This window comes from Actinacidiphila alni, from assembly GCF_900112845.1.
Lineage (GTDB): Bacteria > Actinomycetota > Actinomycetes > Streptomycetales > Streptomycetaceae > Actinacidiphila > Actinacidiphila alni.
Map to the genome: position 1 here is coordinate 78,009 of NZ_FONG01000028.1, position 18,130 is coordinate 96,138.

Annotated in this window: 13 protein-coding genes and 1 pseudogene; 12 read left to right on the plus strand and 2 right to left on the minus strand. The window is 71.0% G+C overall.

Annotation, left to right across the window (positions count from 1 at the left end):
• The first annotated feature begins 258 nt into the window (after window positions 1-258).
• Window positions 259-1,611, plus strand: coding sequence for an alpha/beta fold hydrolase (locus BM076_RS32425; RefSeq protein WP_177246724.1), 1,353 nt, complete (start codon window positions 259-261; stop codon window positions 1,609-1,611).
• Window positions 1,612-1,759: 148 nt separating this feature from the next.
• On the plus strand, window positions 1,760-1,888 hold the full coding sequence (locus BM076_RS38090; protein ID WP_265737124.1) for an LPFR motif small protein: 129 nt from the start codon (window positions 1,760-1,762) through the stop codon (window positions 1,886-1,888).
• Window positions 1,889-1,962: 74 nt separating this feature from the next.
• Here the strand turns inward: BM076_RS38090 and BM076_RS32430 are convergent, their stop codons facing one another.
• On the minus strand, window positions 1,963-2,961 hold the full coding sequence (locus BM076_RS32430; protein WP_245796592.1) for an acetylxylan esterase: 999 nt from the start codon (window positions 2,959-2,961) through the stop codon (window positions 1,963-1,965).
• Complete coding sequence (locus BM076_RS32435) at window positions 2,958-4,997, minus strand: beta-galactosidase (protein ID WP_093717338.1); 2,040 nt, start codon at window positions 4,995-4,997, stop codon at window positions 2,958-2,960. The genes BM076_RS32430 and BM076_RS32435 overlap by 4 nt, the downstream gene beginning before the upstream one ends.
• A 563-nt stretch (window positions 4,998-5,560) precedes the next feature.
• Here BM076_RS32435 and BM076_RS32440 point away from each other — a divergent pair.
• From BM076_RS32440 to BM076_RS32485, 10 genes and pseudogenes are all read left to right on the plus strand, one after another.
• The gene (locus tag BM076_RS32440; RefSeq protein ID WP_093717339.1) at window positions 5,561-7,222 is read left to right on the plus strand and encodes an ABC transporter substrate-binding protein; all 1,662 of its coding nucleotides are present in this window, start codon (window positions 5,561-5,563) and stop codon (window positions 7,220-7,222) included.
• A 5-nt stretch (window positions 7,223-7,227) separates the two neighbouring features.
• On the plus strand, window positions 7,228-8,274 hold the full coding sequence (locus BM076_RS32445) for an ABC transporter permease (RefSeq protein WP_245796596.1): 1,047 nt from the start codon (window positions 7,228-7,230) through the stop codon (window positions 8,272-8,274).
• Window positions 8,275-8,289: 15 nt separating this feature from the next.
• Entirely contained in the window at window positions 8,290-9,180 is an 891-nt protein-coding gene (locus tag BM076_RS32450) for an ABC transporter permease (RefSeq protein ID WP_245796597.1), read from the plus strand.
• Window positions 9,180-10,238, plus strand: a complete 1,059-nt coding sequence (locus BM076_RS32455; protein ID WP_093717342.1) for an ABC transporter ATP-binding protein — start codon at window positions 9,180-9,182, stop codon at window positions 10,236-10,238. Before BM076_RS32450 ends, BM076_RS32455 begins: the two co-directional genes overlap by 1 nt.
• Window positions 10,235-11,458, plus strand: coding sequence for an ABC transporter ATP-binding protein (locus tag BM076_RS32460; RefSeq protein ID WP_093717343.1), 1,224 nt, complete (start codon window positions 10,235-10,237; stop codon window positions 11,456-11,458). The genes BM076_RS32455 and BM076_RS32460 overlap by 4 nt, the downstream gene beginning before the upstream one ends.
• Window positions 11,455-12,495, plus strand: a complete 1,041-nt coding sequence (locus BM076_RS32465; protein WP_093717344.1) for a LacI family DNA-binding transcriptional regulator — start codon at window positions 11,455-11,457, stop codon at window positions 12,493-12,495. Before BM076_RS32460 ends, BM076_RS32465 begins: the two co-directional genes overlap by 4 nt.
• A 144-nt stretch (window positions 12,496-12,639) precedes the next feature.
• Complete coding sequence (locus tag BM076_RS32470) at window positions 12,640-14,241, plus strand: FAD-dependent oxidoreductase (protein WP_177246725.1); 1,602 nt, start codon at window positions 12,640-12,642, stop codon at window positions 14,239-14,241.
• A gap of 190 nt (window positions 14,242-14,431) precedes the next feature.
• A pseudogene (locus BM076_RS38400) lies at window positions 14,432-14,701 on the plus strand (fibronectin type III-like domain-contianing protein); the annotation flags it as partial.
• 388 nt (window positions 14,702-15,089) lie between these two features.
• Window positions 15,090-16,790 carry a right-handed parallel beta-helix repeat-containing protein gene (locus BM076_RS32480; protein ID WP_093717345.1) on the plus strand — a complete coding sequence of 567 codons (1,701 nt, stop codon included), beginning with the start codon at window positions 15,090-15,092 and terminating at the stop codon, window positions 16,788-16,790.
• 106 nt (window positions 16,791-16,896) lie between these two features.
• Window positions 16,897-18,130, plus strand: a 1,234-nt coding sequence (locus BM076_RS32485) for an FAD-dependent oxidoreductase (RefSeq protein WP_143120705.1), incomplete at its 3' end; no start/stop codon positions are given.

Sequence of the window (18,130 nt, forward strand, 5' to 3'; positions counted from 1 at the left end):
CCGTCGGGGCGGGGGAGAGGGGAGAGGGGCGGTACGCGGGCAGGTTTACCGATGTCGCGTCAGAGGGCCGAGCGACGGCGGGTGTGGCGACGGTGGCCCTCGCGGCTGCGTGCCGCCGGTCTCGCTGTCCTGACCCTGGCGGGATGCTTCGCCGGGGCCGGGACGACGCAGGCCCTTGCGGCCGACCCGTCCGGTCACGGCACGCCCAAGCCACTGGTGTGGGGTAGCTGTCCGCAGGACACGGCGGGTGCGGCGCCCGTGACCCGGGACCCGCGCCTGCAGTGCGCCCGCCTCGCCGTCCCCCTCGACCACCGGCGGCCGAACGGCCCGCACATCGCGATCGAGGTGTCCCGCATCCGCTCCGGCGCCGCACATCCGCTGGCGCTGATGGTGGGTCAGGGCGGTCCCGGCTTCGGCGGTCTGGACCTGCCGTCGGCGGAGGAGACCGCGCTGCCTCCCGAGGTCGCCGCCCGTACCGACATCTACGGCATGGACTACCGCGGAATCGGCGCCAGTTCACCACTGGACTGCGACATCGCTCCGGCCGACCGGAGCGAGGCCACCGGAGTGCCGTATCCGGCGGCGGACGGCTCCATCGACGCCAATACGGCGTGGGCCGCCCGGATCGCCGCCGACTGCGCGGCACACGCGGGCGACGAACTGCGGTACGTGAACACGGTGAACATCGCCCGCGACATCAACAGCCTCCGCGTCGCCCTCGGCCTGCCCACCCTCTCCTACACCGGCACCTCGTACGGCACGTTCGTCGGCGCTGTGTACGCCTCGCTGTATCCCACGACCTCCGGCCGAGTGCTGCTCAACAGCGTCGTGCCGCCGGGCGGGGTGAAGGAGGCGATCGAACACAAGGGTCAAGCCGTGGAGACCGCGTTCCCGCCCTTCGCCGACTGGGTGGCCGCCCGCGATGCCACGTACCACCTCGGCGCGACCCGCACCGCCGTACGGTCCGCGGTCCTGGCCACCGCCGAACACCTCAACAGCCACCCGATACCGCTGACCGACGGCGCCCCGCTCACCGGCAATCTGCTGCTGGAGGCCCAGGAGGCCCTGCTCGAACAGCGCACCTACTACCCGCTGCTCGCCGGACTCCTCAAGGACGCCCGGACCGGCAGCCTGCCGTCCGGCAGCGGCTCGGACCTGCCCTGGTCGCAGCTCCTGACCGACAATTTCGTCAGCGCCCAGGACGCCGTCGTGTGCAACGACTCGGCCTGGCCCCGCGACCCCGCCCACTACCGCACAGCCGTCACCCGCAACGCCGCCCGCTACCCCCTCACCGCGGGCTCCCCGCGCAACGTCTGGCCGTGCGCCTTCTGGACCACCCGCACCTCCGACCGCGCCCCGACACCCAACCCCCATGGACCGGCCAACATCCTGCTGCTCCAGAACACCGCCGACCCCTCGACGGCGCCCTCGGGAGCCGTGGCCACCCGGAAGGCATTCGGCCACCGCGCGGCCCTGGTCACCGTCGACGCGGTGGGCCACGGCGTCGACATGACCCAGCCATGCGTCGCCGAACAGGTGACCCGCTTCCTGCTCCACCCCGGGCCGCCCCGACCCGCCACCTGCCCGGGCATACGCCGGCAGACGCCGTGAACCGCGGCCGGCGTCACGAACCGCGGGAGGCGGCCGGGTGACAACCGACCGCACTCATGGGCGGGAGCGGGCGGGGTAGCCGCATAAAAGACAGGGGACCGGCCCGGGACTGCCGGGCGGACCCGGTCGGAGAAGGGGAGAGAGTTCGATGCTCACCGCCATAGCGGACGTCCTGAAAGCCATCGGCCACGCGATCGCGACCGTCGTCACGCTGCCATTCCGCGCGGTGGCCCGCCTCTTCGGTGGCGCGGCCGACAGCGCGCACGGCCACCACTGAACCGCCTCGGCGGCTGTTGCCTCACCCGCTGGAAGCGTCGGCGACCGCCCGCGCCAGGGCCGCCGCCCGGCCGCTCACCCGGCGGGCGGCGGATCTCGGAGCCACTGTGCGAATGCCCCGCGCATCAGCCGCTCTTCGGCGGCCCGGCCCGGGTGCTCCAAGTGCCCGGCGGTGAGGGCGAGCAGCGCCTTCGGCCCGCCGAGCGCGCGGAACACCGCGAACTGCCCGACCGGCGGTACGACCGGATCGTGGCGCGCGGCGGCGATCAGCACCGGACGGGTGACCCGGGCCGCCGCCGTGGCCGCGTCGAAGTAGGCGATCGTCCCGCGGACCAACGGATCGGTCCGTGCGGCGAGCCGCACCGCCTCGCCGCTGCCCGCACAGGGCGTACGCAACCGCTCCGGGTGATTGCCGAAGCTCGGCACATCCAGGCAGGCGGCCTCGGCACGGCTCTCCAGCGGAAGGGCCAGCGCACCGATCCCGCCGCCGAAGGAACTGCCCGTCAGCCCGACGCGTCCGGCGCCGGACGGCTGGAGCAGGCAGGCGGCGGTGACGGCGAGCCAGACGTCCTGGACGCAACCGCGGTGCACATAGGTGTCGCGGTGCCCGATGCCGTGCAGGACATGCTCGGCGGCGACCTTGGGAATGCCTTCCACGAGGCCGAGTTCTGGCAGCCCGCGCAGCACCGGCGACAGTTCCGCCGTGCGCGGCAGACCCAGTGCCTCGGGCGGCCCCCCGCTCCCGCCGTAGCCGTGCAACCGCACCAGCAGCCTGTCGACGGCGCCGTCGGCCGGCTCACGCAACCAACCGCCCAGCGTCAGCCCGCCCGTCGTACGGAAGGCGACACGCGTGACCACCTCCCGCGCGTTCCGGCGCAGCACCTCGACCCGCCGCGGCGCGGGATCGACCCTGGCTGCCTCGTCGCGGGCGGCCCGCCAGAACGCGTCGAAGTCCTCCGGCCCGCGCAGCAACTCCTCGGTGACCCGGCCGTCATAGGGAGCGTCGGCTGCGATGCGCGTGCCGCCGCACTGTGCCGTCACCGCCGTCACCGCGCCGTCCCGAAGCCGCGTCACGACAACACCGCGCCACTCGGCCCGGCCGCGGTCCCGGCGCTCTCCACCACGGCCACCCCGCCCGCCGGAACACTGATCGCGCCCGCCGCGCGGACACCGGACAGCAGGTCGACGCCGGTGGCGGCCACCTCCGCGGGCGCCAGTGTGTGGTTCACGGCGAAGAGCCAGGACCGGCCGTCGCGCCCGTTCCTGCGGACGACCTCCACCCCGCCGCCGGCTCCCGCGGGAGCCGGCGCGCAGCCGGCCTCCGCCGCCCACCGCGGAAGCAGCCGCGCGAGAGAAGCCTCGTCGGGGCGCGTCGCGAGATAGCGGACGGTGCCCCGCCGCAGCACGGCAGGCAACCCCGCCGCCGGCCCGCCGGTGAAGCGGGACTCCACCTCGGTCCCGGCATCCGGGACGACCCGTTCCGCCCACACACTCCCCGTCGAACCGTCGTCGAGACCGACCGTGACCCCGGCCGCGAGCGGCAGGTACTCGTCCACGCGCAGGCCGAGCAGATCCCGCAGGACGCCCGGGTACGGCCCCGGATGCAGCCGGTCGTCGGGATCGACCACGCCGCTGAAGGGTCCGATCACCAGATGGCCGCCGCGCGCCTCGTACTCCTCCAGCGCGCGGGCCGTCGTTCCGGACAGGCCATAGAGCGACGGCACGAGCAGCAGTCGGTGCTCCCCGGGGGCCGGGACGATGTCGCACGGCAGACCCGCGGTCCACAGCGCACGGTGCCAGCTGCGCAGGGCGTCACCGCAGGCCAGATCGGAACTGGGCCGATCGGTCAGCTCCAGCGCCCACATCGCCTCGTAGTCCAGCAACAGCGCGATCCCGGCCGGAGGGCACGAACTGCCGGCGACATCGGCGAGCCCCGCCACGGCCGAGCCGAGCGCCGCGGCTTCCCGCCAGATCCGGGTGTCCGTACCGCCGTGCGGCAGCATCGCCGAGTGCCACTTCTCCGGGCCGTACGCGGACTGCCGCCACTGGAAGAACAGCGCCCCGTCGGCGCCCCGGGCCAGATGGGTCAAGGTGTTGCGGGCCATCTCCCCTGGCGTCTTGGCGATGTTGCGGGCCTGCCACTGCACCGCCGACGTCGAGTGCTCCATGAGCAACCAGGGCCGGCCACCGGCGAGACCCCGGGTGAGATCGGCGGCGAAGGCGAGATCTGCCGCGCGGTCCGGGTCCTCGGAGCCGAGATAGTGGTCGTTGGAGACGATGTCGACCTCCGGCGCCCAGCGCCAGTAGTCGGTCGTCCGCAGCGCGCTCGCCATGAAATTGGTGGTGACCGGGCGCCCGGGGGAGTGGGCGCGCACGATGTCCCGCTCGGCGCGGTAACAGGCCAGGTGCTCGGCATCGCAGAAGCGGTAGAAGTCCAGCCACAACCCCGGGGACAGCCGGCTGGTGCTGGTCCGCGGCGGTTCGACCTGGCTCCAGTCGCTGTAGGTCATGCCCCAGACGCCTGTGCCCCACCGCTTGTTGAGCGCGTCCAGGTCGTCGCCGTACGTCGCGCGCAGCCACGTACGGAAGTCCGCGGCGGACACCTCGCACCAGCAATGGGGGTTGCCGCCCGCGTACTCGTTGTTGATGTGCCACATCACGACCGCCGGATGCTCCCCGTAGCGTTCGGCGAGCGCGCGGGTGACGACCGCGGCGCGTTCCCGGTAGGCGGGCGAGGACGGGCAGTACGCCTGACGCGATCCGGGAGCCAGCCGCAGCCCGTCGGCGGTCACCGGAAGCGACTGCGGATGGACGTGGGAGAACCACCGGGGTGGCGCCGCCGTCGGCGTCGCGAGATCGACGGCGATCCCCGCCGAGTCCAGCAGACCGATGACCTCGTCGAGCCCGGCGAAGTCGAAGACGCCCGGCCGCGGCTCGACCCAGGACCAGGCGAAGACACCGAGCGAGACCAGATTGACCCCGGCCTCGCCCATCAGCCGCACATCCTCCTTCCAGGTCGCCGTGTCCCACTGCTCGGGGTTGTAGTCGGCGCCATAGGCGGGGCGCGGAACATCGCCCCACACGGAATCCTGCCGGTCGGGTCGCGGCATGCGCGGGCTCCTGAATCCTGGAATACGAAAGGCACTGCGGAAAGGGGACGACGGAATACGGCCGCGATGACGGGCGGGGCCGGTGGAGGCACCGGTCCGGCCCCGCCCGGGCCTACGGATGCCGCGCCCCGCACCGCCGACCGCAGAAAAGCGGCGCGCGGATCGGGCACGCACACAGGAGGGACGAGAAAAGGACGACGCGGAAACAGGCAGGGAAATCGCGGGAAATCGCGCGCCGCGCACCGTAAACGGACCCAGTTCCGGCATCCGAGAAAAAGCCGGCCACGCCTGGCCATGACGTCAGACGCTGATGGTGCGGACCGGCGGAGCGTCAATTTAGAGCGGTCGGATGGGGCTGTCAACGCTCCCGACACTTGTTCCGCGTCCCGTCCCAGGTGGCCGAAAAATCTTCCCGTCACACCCTTGACCCCTCCCCGCAACGTGCGTACGTTCCCTGGTCATACGTAGAAGCAGGGCCATGACGTCGCACCCACCTGTGCTCATACGTATGCGCACCGTTTCGCGCACGCCGTATCGCCACTCACGAGGAGCAGGAGTCAGCCATGCCCACGAGAAGAGCCTTCCTTGCGCAGGCCGCCGTCGCGGCCGTCGCGATACCGCTCGGAGCCACCGCCTGCAAAGGCGGCACGGCCGCCGCCGGCGGTGGCAGCAAAGGCTCCGGCACTCTTGTCTTCGGAAAGACGGACGGCGGCACGACCTTCATCCGCAATTTCAACGTCTTCGGCCCCGCCATCCAGAAGTCGCCCAATGCCGAGATGATCTACGAAACCCTGGCGCGCGTCGACTACAGCGACGGCGCGAAGGTGAAGCCCTGGCTGGCCAAGAGCCTCGAATTCGACCCGACGGGCACCACGCTCACCATCACGCTGCGCACCGACGTGACATTCTCCGACGGCAAGCCCATGACCGCAGACGACGTGGCCTTTTCCCTCAACCTCCCGCTGAAGGACCCCAGCTTCAATCTCGGCGGCACCACATACGACCGGGTCACCAAGAAAGACGGCTCGACCGTCGTCGTGCACTGGCCGCACCCCGCCTTCAGCGAACTCAGCCAGCTCGCCTCCGCCCAGGTCCCCGTCGTACCCGCCCACATCTGGTCCGGCAAGGACCTCAAGAGCTGGACCAACCCCGACCCGGTCGGCACCGGCCCGTTCGCGCTCGACCGTTTCGCGGCGCAGCAGATCACCCTGCGCGCCAGGACCGACTACTGGGGCGGCCGGTTCGCGGTGAAACAGCTCAAGATCATCCCGACCAACGGCGACGCGCTCCGCGCCCAACTGGTGCGCGCCGACGTCGACTGGGCGCTCGCGGCCTGGGGCAACGGCGAGCAGGAGTACGCCGCCAAGGATCCGCGCCACCACCTGTACCAGAAGTACGCCACCGGCGGCGCCTACTCGATGTTCTACAACTCCGCCCGGGCCCCCTTCGACGACGTGCACCTGCGGCGCGCACTGGCGATGACGATTCCGCGCAAGGACATCGTCACCACCCTCCAGCGGCCGGGCACCGAAGCCGGCCCGACCGGACTGGTCGACGAGATCTACCGCGACGTGATCCTCCCCGAATACCGGGGCAAGGTGCAGGCCGTGGACCCCGCGGCCGCCCAGAAGGAACTCGCGCTCAGCGGCTACCAGGTCAAGGGCGGCAAGCTCGTCAAGGACGGCAAGTCCTACTCGCCGAAGCTGTCGTTCAACCAGGACTTCGGCTGGGACCCGTACGCGAACATGATGACCCGCAGCTGGGAGCAGCACCTCGGGATCAAGGTCAAGACGGTCGGCGCCCCCGGCGCCAACCTCTACGAACAGCAGCAGACCGGCGCCTTCGACCTCACCATCAGCACCTCGGGCGGCGCCGGTGTCGCCGGCGTCTACAGCGCCCTGAGCAGCCGCGCCTTCCGCCCCCTCGGACAGACCGCCGCCACGAACTTCGGCCGCTGGAAGGACACCGCGACCGACGCGGCGATCACGAAACTGCTCTCCTCCGACGATCCGGCCGTCACCAAGAGCGCCGGCGAACAGCTCCAGCGGGTCGTCGCGGAACAAGTGCCGTTCAGCCCGATCTACAACAGCTACTGGTTCGTCCTGATCAACGCACAGCACTGGACCGGCTGGCCGACCCCCGACCACTTCTCGTACGTGCCCTTCCCCGGCCTCGGTCCCGACACCACGCTGACCCTGCTGAACCTCAAGCAGGCCACCACGTGACCGCGATCGCCGCCTCCGCCGCACCGGCGGCCGGCCGACGGCTGCGGATCCCGCGCCGCTGGGGATTCCTGCTGCGCCGCCTCGGCTTCTACCTGGCCGCCACCTGGTCGGCGATCACCTTGAACTTCTTCCTGCCCCGCATGATGCCCGGCGACCCGTCCGCCGCGATCGTCGAGAAGCTCCAGGCCGTCAGCGGCCAGCAGATGTCGCCGAGCGCCATGGAGTCCGTCCAGAAGGTCTTCGGCAATCCCCACGCCAACATCTTCCGCCAGTACGTCGACTACCTCGTCCAGCTGGCCCACTTCGATCTCGGCATCTCCATCAGCAACTACCCCACCCCGGTCACCAGCCTGCTGCGGCAGGGCCTGCCGTGGACGATGCTGCTGGTCGGCGTCACCACCGTCATCGCGTTCGTACTGGGCACCGGAATCGGCGCGATGGCCGGCTGGAAGGCCGGCAGCCGCTTCGACGCGATCGTCAGCCCGCTCACCACCTTCGTCTCCGCCGTCCCCTACTTCTGGATGGCACTGGTCGGTCTGTGGTTCTTCGCCTTCCAACTCGACTGGTTCCCGCTGTCCGGCGGCTACGACGCCGACCTGTCGATCGGCTTCTCGCCCTCCTTCGTGCTGAGCGTGCTCCACTACGGCGCCCTGCCCGCCGCGACCATCGTCTTCTCCGCCTTCGGCGGCTGGCTGCTCGGCATGCGCAACATGACCGTCACCACCGTCCGCGAGGACTACGTCCTGCTCGCCCAGGCCAAGGGCCTGTCCGGCCGCCGCGTGATGCTCCGCTACGCCGCCCGCAACGCGGTCCTGCCGAACTTCACCGGCTTCACCCTCGCCCTGGGCCATGTCGTCGGCGGCGCCCTGCTCACCGAAGTCGTCTTCAACTACCCGGGCATCGGCTATCTGCTGTACACCTCGCTCCAGCAGCGCGACTACCCGGTGATGCAGGGCGTGTTCTTCCTCATCACCCTCACCGTGCTGCTCGCGAATCTGCTCGCCGACTCCGTATACGTCCTGCTTGACCCGCGCATCAGGGAAGGGGGGTGACCGGCATTGCGTACCGTGTTCCTCCGCAGCTGGAAAGTCCGCATCGGCCTGGCCGTCCTCGTCTTCTTCCTCCTGCTCGCCGTGTTCGGCCCCTGGCTGACGCACAGCGTGTTCGGCCTCGACCCGCGCGCCAACGACACCAGCGCCATTTCGCAGTCACCCGGCGACGGACACCCGCTGGGCACCAACCAGTACGGCCAGGACATGCTCGCCCAGGTCGTCGCCGGCGCCCGCGGCTCGATGTACGTCGGTGTGCTCGGCGCCGTCGTCGGCACCGCGATCGCCATCCTGGTCGGCGTACCGGCCGGCTTCTACGGCGGCAAGGTCGACACCGCCCTGAACTTCGTCACCAACCTCTTCCTCGTCATGCCGACCCTGCCGCTCGTCATGATCGTGGCCGGCTACCTGCAAGGCACAGGGCTCACCACCATCGCCCTGATCATCGGCTTCTTCGGCTGGTCAGGCGGGGCCCGCACGCTGCGCGCCCAGGCGATGAGCATCGCCAACCGCGACTTCGTCCGCGCCATGCGCATGCTCGGCGAACGCGGCCGCCGCCTGGTCTTCGCCGAGGTCCTGCCGCACCTCACCGGCCTGATCGCGTCGATGTTCCTGCACGCGATGATCGGCGCCGTCATGGCCGAGGCGGGGCTCGCCTTCCTCGGCATCTCCGACTCCTCGTCGATCAGCTGGGGCACGATGATCCAAGGCGCGCAGCAGCAAAGCGCCGTCCTGCGCGGCCTGTGGTGGTGGTTCGTACCGCCCGGCCTGTGCATCGCCCTGATCGGCACCGCGGCCGCCCTGGTCAACTTCGGCATCGACGAACTGGCCAACCCCAAGCTGCGCGCCGCCCGCCCGGCGACGGTACGCCGTACCAAGCAGCTGGCGCGCACGGGCGGTGCGGCCTGATGACCGTCCACGCCGAAAAGCCGCTCCAGCCCATGATCCCGGCCGGCCAGGCCGTCCTCGACGTCCGCGGCCTGACCGTCGAGTACGCCACCGGCGCCGAACCCGTACGCGCCTGCACCGACATCTCCTTCACCCTGCGCCGCGGCGAGATCCTCGGCGTCGCCGGAGAGTCCGGGTCGGGCAAGTCCACCCTCATCACCGCACTGACCCGGCTGCAACGCCCGCCGGCCGTCACGACCGGCGGCGAGATCCTCTTCCACGGCCGGGACGGCGCGAAGCCCGTCGACCTCGTCACCCTCGACGGCAGGCAACTGCGCCGCTACCGCTGGACGGCCCTGTCCATCGTGCTGCAGTCCGCGATGGACGCGCTCAATCCGGTGATGCGGATCGGCGCCCAGTTCGCCGACGTCCTGCGCGCCCACGACCGCACACTGGGCAAGCGGGCCGCATGGGCCCGCGCCGAGGAACTCCTCGCCCTGGTCGGCATCTCCGCCGACCGGGTCCGCGACTACCCGCACCAGCTGTCCGGCGGCATGCGCCAGCGCGCCGCCATCGCCCTGGCCCTGGCCTGCCGGCCGGAGCTGGTCGTGATGGACGAACCCACCACCGCCGTCGACGTGGTGATGCAACGCCAGATCCTCGCCCAGGTGCTGCGACTGCGCCGCGAGCTGGGCTTCGCCGTCGTCTTCGTCACCCACGACCTGTCCCTGCTGCTGGAACTGGCCGACCGCATCGCCGTGATGTACGCCGGCCGCATCGTCGAGGTCGGCGAGGCCGCCGCCATCTACGGGGCGCCCAAACACCCCTACACCCAGGGCCTGCGCGACTCCTTCCCACCCCTGCACGCACCGCTGCGCGACCTGCACGGCATCCCCGGCACCCCGCCCGACCTGCGCCGGCCACCGGCCGGCTGCCCGTTCCACCCGCGCTGCGCCCGCCGCACCGACGGTTGCGACGAGCGGCTGCCGCTGCTGCTGCCCGTGGGCCGGGACGCCGGACACGAAGCGGCGTGCCTGCTCAATGAGACCGACGGCGACCACGGAGGCGAGACCCGATGAGCAAGCCCGCGATCGAGACCGGGTCCACCGACAATGCGTCCACCGACACCGCGTCCGCCGACAGCACGTCGACTGCGACCCGGCGGGCCCGTACCGCCAAGGACCCCAAGAACCCGAAGGCGGCCAAGGACCGCCACCCCGAGGAGCCGGCGCACACCCCCGAGTACGTCCTGGAGGCCCGCGACGTCTCGAAGCACTTCACCGTACGCGGCGCGCTCGGCCGCACCACCGTCGTCCACGCGGTCGAGGATGCCACCGTCCGCCTGAAGCCCGGTCAGATCCTGGCCCTGGTGGGGGAGAGCGGCAGCGGCAAGACCACGCTGGCCCGGATGCTCGCCCGCTTCCACGAGCCGACCAGTGGTGAGATTGTGCTGCGCGGCGAGGCCGTCAGCCGTAGCGGGCGGGCCAGGCGCGGCTACCACTCCGAGGTCCAGCTGATCTTCCAGGACCCCTTCGGCTCGCTCAATCCGATGCACCGCGTCCGCTACAACCTCGACCGGGCCCTGCGGCTGCACCACCGGCACCTGACTGCCGCCGAACGCGAGGAGCGCACGACACAACTGCTGGAACGCGTGAGCCTGACGCCGGCCGCGGAATTCGCCGCGAAATTCCCGCACGAACTGTCCGGCGGGCAGCGTCAGCGCGTCGTCATCGCCCGTGCGCTCGCCGTCGAACCCAAGGTGCTGCTCGGTGACGAACCGATCTCGATGCTGGACGTTTCCATCCGGCTCGAAATGCTCAATCTGCTCCAGCGGCTGCGCACCGAGGACGGCCTGGCCCTGCTCTACATCACGCACGACATCGCCAGTGCCCGCTATCTGTGCGACGACATCGCCGTCATGTACGCCGGGCAGATGGTGGAGTCCGGCCCCAAGGAGGCCGTCATCGCCTCGCCCCAGCACCCCTACACCAAGCTGCTCATCGAATCCTCCCCGGACCCCGAACGCGGTGTCGGCGACCGGGAGGCGTTCTTCGCCGGCGCCGACGAACTGGGCGAGCCGCCCAGCCTCATCGACCCGCCGACAGGATGCCGCTTCCACCCGCGGTGCCCCTTCGCGATGAAAGAGTGCGGTGAGCAGGCCCCGCCTCGGGCCGAGTTGGGTGACGGGCACTGGGCGAAGTGCTGGCTGCACGCCAGGGGCCGGGCGGGAGAACTGGCCGACACGACACACGCCGCGGCGACCGCAGCCCGGCGGGAAGCGCTTCAGGGGGCGTCATGACGGTGCAACGACGGGGGAAGGCGCCCAGCCAGGCGGACGTCGCGCGGCTCGCCGGTGTGTCGCAGTCGGCGGTGTCCCGGGTGATCAGCGGTGACGCCGCGACCGCGCGGATCCCGGAGGAGACCCGGCGGCGGGTCTTCGACGCCGTCAGGGAACTCGGGTACGTGGCCAATCCCGCTGCCCGCGCGATGCGCAAGCAGCGCAACAATCTGCTGGGCGTCCACACCTTCGAGCGGGTCTTCCCGCACGCCCGTGAGGATTTCTATTTCGAGTTCCTGCTCGGTATCGAGGAACGAGCGGAGGAGACCGGCTTCGATCTGGTGCTGTTCACCTCGACGGGGGCCGGCGGCGACGGTGAACGCAAGATCTACCGGGGCGGCACCAACCGGCTCAATCTCGCGGACGGCAGCATCCTGCTCGGTGTGTCGACCGACCGGGGCGAACTCGCCCGGCTGTGGTACGAGGGCTACACCTTCGTGCACATCGGCCGCCGTGAAGTGCCCGGCGCGGAGATCCCGCAGATCATCCCGGACTACCGCACGGCCAGCGGCCGGATCGTCGAACGTCTCGCCGGCCTCGGCCACCGCCGCTTCGGCTACGTCCGCGACTGGCTGGAACTCGAACCGTACGCCGACCGCCGCACCGGATACGCCGAGGCCATCGCCCGGCTCGGCCTCTCCGACGCCTCTCCGGGTTATCTCGGCGCGCCTGGTATCGACGAGGTGTGGCTGGAGGAGGTGGTGGGCGGTGCCGCGACGGCGGTCGTGGTCGAGAGTGTCCGGCTCGCGGAGGCCCTGCGCGAGCGGCTGGCTGCCCGCGGCCGGAAGGTCCCCGACGACATCTCCGTCGCGGTGCTGGAAGGTGCCCCTGCTGATCTCGCGGGGCAGTGGGCGTCGCTGGAGATTCCCCGCAAGGAGATCGGCCGTATTGCGGTCGACCGGCTGCACGCGATGCTCGATGACCCAGGTCAGCGGGCGGAGAGCCTGCTGGTGCCGTGTCCGTTGATCGCGGGCACGACGATCGCGGCGGTGAGCTGACACCGGCCGTCTCGACGGCACGCGCGAAGCAGTCAACGGGCGGCGTCCGTCGGTGACGGCTGCCCGGAACACCCTCCGGTACGGCCACCGGGCCGGAACGGAACGCCGCGACCGGCACATACCGTCACAAGGAGTAGTTGGGCAATGACAGAGATACGGACCGAGGTTCTCGTGGTCGGCGGCGGGCTCGGTGGGGTGGCCGCCGCGCTCACCGCCGTACGGCTCGGCCGCACCGTGGTCCTCACCGAACCCGCCGCCTGGCTCGGCGGGCAGCTCACCGCCCAGGCCGTGCCGCCGGACGAGCATCCGTGGATCGAGGGTCCTGCGGCGCCGCCGGGCTATACGGAACTGCGCCGCCGGGTGCGGGACTACTACCGCCGTAATTACCCCCTGACGCCCGGGGCTGCGCGGGATCCGTTGCTCGATCCGGGTCTTGGTGTGGTGAGCCGGATGTGCCACGAGCCGCGGGTCGCGGCGGCGGTGATCGAGGAGATGCTCGCCCCGTGGCGTGCCTCGGGCGCGCTGACGGTCCTGCAGGGGTACGAGCCGGTCGCAGCGCACACCGAGGGCGACCGGGTCGAGGCCGTCACCGTGGCCGGCCGCCGTGACGGGCGGCGGATCACCGTCCACGCCTCCTACGTCGCGGATGCCACCGAGCTGGGCGACCTGCTGGACCTGGCGGGCGTGGAGCACGTCATCGGCGCCGAGGGCCGGGACGCCACGGGCGAGCCGCACGCCCCGCAGGCCGCCGATCCGCTCGATCAGCAGGCGGTGTCGTGGTGTTTCGCGCTGGACTACCGGCCCGGCGAGGAGCACGTCGTCGACCGGCCGGCGTCGTACGAGCACTGGCGTACGGCCACGGCCCCGTTCTGGCCGGGCCCGCAGCTGTCCCTGACCGATGTCGTGCCGATCACCCTGCAGGAGCGGACCTGGTCGCTGATGGGCGCCGACCGGGCCGCGGGCGAGCACTTCGACCTGTGGCAGTTCCGGCGGGTGCTGGCGCGCGAGCAGTTCGAGGCGGGCGCGTACGCGTCGGACCTGACGGTGGTGAACTGGCCGCAGATCGACTACTGGGAGGCGCCGCTGCTCGGCGTGGACGCGGCGGCCCGCGACGCGGCGCTGGCGGCCAGCCGGGAGCTGTCGCTGTCGTTCCTGTACTGGCTGCAGACGCAGGCCCCGCGCCCGGACGGCGGCACCGGGTATCCGGGGCTGCGGCTGCGGCCGGACGTGACCGGGACCTGCGACGGGCTGGCGATGGCGCCGTACATCCGTGAATCGCGCCGGATCAAGGCCGAGTTCACGGTCCTGGAACAGCACGTCGGGGTGGAGGCGCGGCCCGCGGGCGCGGGCAGTGAGATCTTCCACGACAGCGTCGGCCTGGGCAGCTACCGCATCGATCTGCACCCCTCGACGGCCGGGCGTACGTACATCGACATCGACTCGTACCCGTTCCAGATTCCGCTGGGCGCGCTGATCCCGGTGCGGGTGGACAATCTGCTGCCCGCCAACAAGAACATCGGCACCACCCACATCACCAACGGCTGCTACCGGCTGCACCCGGTGGAATGGGGCATCGGCGAGGCCGTCGGTGCGCTGGCCGGATTCTGCCTGGAGCGGGCGCTGCCGCCGCGCAAGGTCCGCTCGGACCAGACCCAACTCGCGGACTACCAGCGGCTGCTGAGCCGCACCCTCGGGATCAGCCTTGCCTGGCCCGAGGCGGTACGGACCCGGACGGAGCAGCGGTGAACCCCGTGGTCGGTGGGGCAGGTGCCGTTGTACGGCAACTACGAGCGGGCTGGCTGTCTGTGTGGTCCGGTGGTGTTCGTGCGGGAGGTATCTCGGCGCCGGTCACGGTCTGCGTTTCTTGTTCGGGTACGGGGTGGGCTGTACCGCCGTGGTGGTCGGCGGGTCTGTGCTCGGCTGTGACCGGGTGGCGGTGGGTGGTCGGCGGGCCGGTGCGGCTGTCGGGGTTTCCGTCACTGTCCGCAATGCCGGGTCCTGCCGTGGTCAGGGGGTCGTCCGGCTGTGTGTGCGGGATCCGGCGGCGGGTGTCGTCCGGCCGGTCTGCCGGCTGTGGGGGTTTCGGCGGGTGGTCCCGGGGCCGGGGGAGGAGCGGACGGTCGCCTTGACTGTCGGGGCTGCCGGCATGGGGTTCTGGACCGGCGGCCCGGCGGGTGTGTTGACCGTGGTGCCGGGTGGGATCCGCCTGCGCACCGGTACCGGTGCGGCCGCCCCCGACTGCACGACGCTGCCGCCCGGCCGCCCGGCCGCCCCCGGCTGCGCGATGCTGCTGGTCGTCTGGGACTGCCGCCCGCCCGCCCGCCCGCCCGCCTGGCCGCCCGGCCCGGCCCTTGGGCGGTGGCGGGGAAAGGAGCGGCCCACCCGGTCTCCCGTCCTCCGGGGGCGCGGGTCCGGGGTGCTGGGAACGTGCCGTGGCCCGATGCCAGGCGCACATGTACGGCCCGGCCGGCCTGTACCGCCCTGTACCGGCTTGTACTGGCTTGTACGGGGGCGGGCGGGGGCCGTGCTTCTGATCACGTATTCCATCGACGGTACGGCGGTGTATCGGCACCGCCGCGCAGTGAGGGAGAACCATGAGAGCAAAGGCGCTCGTACTCGCGGCCGTTCCTGTCGTCGCGGGCCTGCTGCCCGTGACGGCGGGGACGGCGCAGGCCGCCCCCGCGGCGGCGGCCACCTACTACGTGTCACCGTCCGGCAGCGACAGCAATACCGGCCTGTCGGCCGGTCAGGCGTGGAGGACGATCACGAAGGTCAACAGCACGGTGTTCGGGCAGGGCAGTACCGTGTCGTTCGAGGGCGGCCAGTCGTTCTCCGGCTGCCTGGTCTTCAACTCCACCAATGTGCCGGTCTCGTCGGCGTCGGTGCCGTTCACGGTGACGTCGTACGGCACGGGCCGGGCGACGGTGTCGTCGGCCTGCACGGGTGATTATTCGTCGGCGGTCACCGCGGACAATGTCAGCGGTTTCCGGCTGGACAACGTCAAGGTCGTCAACGGCTCGACGACGGCGGCCGGTGTGCTGCTGGAGAACCAGGACGGCACCTCGGCCGCGCAGGGCCTGACGGTCAGCGATTCCGACATCTCCGGGTTCGGCACCCCGGCGGGCAGCAGCAGTTCGTTCGGCGGACAGATCATGGTGCTGGGCTACGCGGTGAACGGGCACAGCGGCCCGCTGGACAGCGTCGTGATCCGCGACAACGCCCTGCACGGTGCGGGCGTGACGTCGGCGGCCGGCCCCGGCGTCTACGGCTGGGGCTCGGGGGCGAACATCACCAATGTCACCGTCGAGGGCAACACCGTCTACAACCTCGGCATGTCCGCGAAGGGTACCGGTGCGGGGATCACGGGTGACGGCTGGGACGGTGCGGTGATCCAGCACAATGTGGTCCACGACGTGGGGGCGAACGTCACCTCGTGCGGCGGTGCGTCCGGTATCGAGACCTACACCTCGAACAATGTGACGGTCCGTTACAACGAGGTGTACAACGTCCAGCCGTCGCCGGCGTTCACCGCCGGCTGCGACTGGGACGGTATCGATCTCGACGGCGGCACGACGAATTCGGTGGCCGAGTACAACTACACCCATCACAACGCGGGCAGCGGCCTGCTGGCGTACACCTCGACGGCCGGTTCGCGGGTGTGGGGGCCGAACACGTTCCGGTACAACATTTCCGAGAACGACGACTGGGGGAAGATCCAGGGCGGTCTGATGGACGTGGTGCCGTCGGCCCCGAAGAACGCCCTGAACGTGTACGGGAACACGTTCTTCACGAATGTGGCGCAGTCGGGGAAGTCGTCGGGCAGTGCGTGCTTCGACTTCGGTTACGCCGCCGGGACATGGGGCGCCGGATCGCTGATCGCGGACAACATCTGCTCCATGGGCAACAAGGACCAGTACGGCCGCCCGGGCCCGTTCTACTACAACGCCTACGGGCAGACCGGGATGACCCTGTCGCACAACCTGTACTACACCGCCGGCTCCCCGTCGTGGCGGTGGGGCGGCACCACCTACAGCACGTTCGCGGCCTGGCAGGCAGCCGGTGTGGAGACGTCCCCGGTGTGGGGTGACCCCTTGTTCGCCTCCGCGGGTGCGGGCGGCACCTGCTCCTGGACACCGCCGGCGGGCACCGGCCCGCAGCCGTGCCCGCAGGCCTACACCCTCAAATCCGGCTCCCCGGCGGCGGGTTCCGGCGTCGCGGTGGCGGGCAACGGCGGCACCGACTACTACCGGGCCGCGGTCCCGGCGGCGCCGAACATCGGCGCGGACGCCGCATAGCGGCGCGGTCGCCGGGCCTGTGCCGCCGCACACCGGGTGCGGCGGCACAGGCCCCGCCCCCCCTTTTTTCTTTTTTCCGGATTCTTCCCAGGAGCCCTGAAACGTGATGAGCACGGAACGGAACCTTCTGACCGTGGAACCGGCGTGCGACCGCCGGGATTTGCGCACCGAGTCGCTGGACGCCGATGTGGCGGTCGTCGGCGGCGGCATGGCGGGTGTGTGCGCGGCGGTGACCGCGGCGCGGGCGGGCGCGCAGGTGGTGCTGGTGCAGGACCGGCCGGTGCTGGGCGGGAACGCCTCGAGCGAGATACGGCTGTGGGTACTGGGTGCGACCGCGCACATGTTCAACAACAACCGGTGGTCCCGGGAGGGGGGTGTGCTGGACGAGATCCTGGTGGAGAACATGTACCGCAACCCCGAGGGGAACGCGGTCCTGTTCGACACGGTCCTGCTGGAGACCGTCGCCGCCGAGCCCGGCATCAGGCTGCTGCTGAACACCGCCGCCGACGCGGTGACCAAGGACGGCGACCGGATCGTGACGGTGTCGGGGTTCTGCAGCCAGAACTCGACGCGTTACGAGGTGTCCGCGCCGGTGTTCTGCGACGCCTCCGGCGACGGCGTCCTGGGGTATCTGGCCGGTGCCGGGTTCCGGATGGGCGCGGAACCGCGCGAGGAGTTCGGTGAACTGTTCGCCCCGCAGGAGTCCTACGGGGGCCTGCTGGGCCAGTCGGTCTACTTCTCCAGCAAGGACACCGGCCGCCCGGTGACATATGTACCGCCCGCCTACGCACTGGGGGACATCACGAGGATCCCCAGGTGGCGGAGTTTCGACACCCGTGTGCAGGGCTGCCGGCTGTGGTGGATCGAGTACGGGGGCCGCCTGGACACCGTGCACGACACCGAGGACATCAAGTGGGAACTGTGGAAGGTCGTCCACGGCGTGTGGGACCACCTGAAGAACTCCGGCGACTTCCCCGAGGCGGAGAACCTGACCCTGGAATGGGCGGGCCTGATCCCCGGCAAACGCGAATCCCGCCGCTTCGAGGGCCTGTACATGCTCCGCCAGCAGGACATCGTCGGCTGGCACACCCACCCCGACGCGATCGCCTCCGGAGGCTGGTCACTGGACCTCCACCCCGCCGACGGGGTCTTCAGCGAGCACCCGGGCAGCAACCACATCCACGCCCGCGGCGTCTACCAGATCCCCTACCGGTGCCTGGTCAGCCGCGACGTGCCGAACCTGCTCCTGGCGGGCCGGATCATCAGCGTCTCGCACGTGGCGTTCGCCTCCACCCGGGTGATGGCCACGTGCGCCCAGGCCGGGCAGGCGGCGGGCCTGG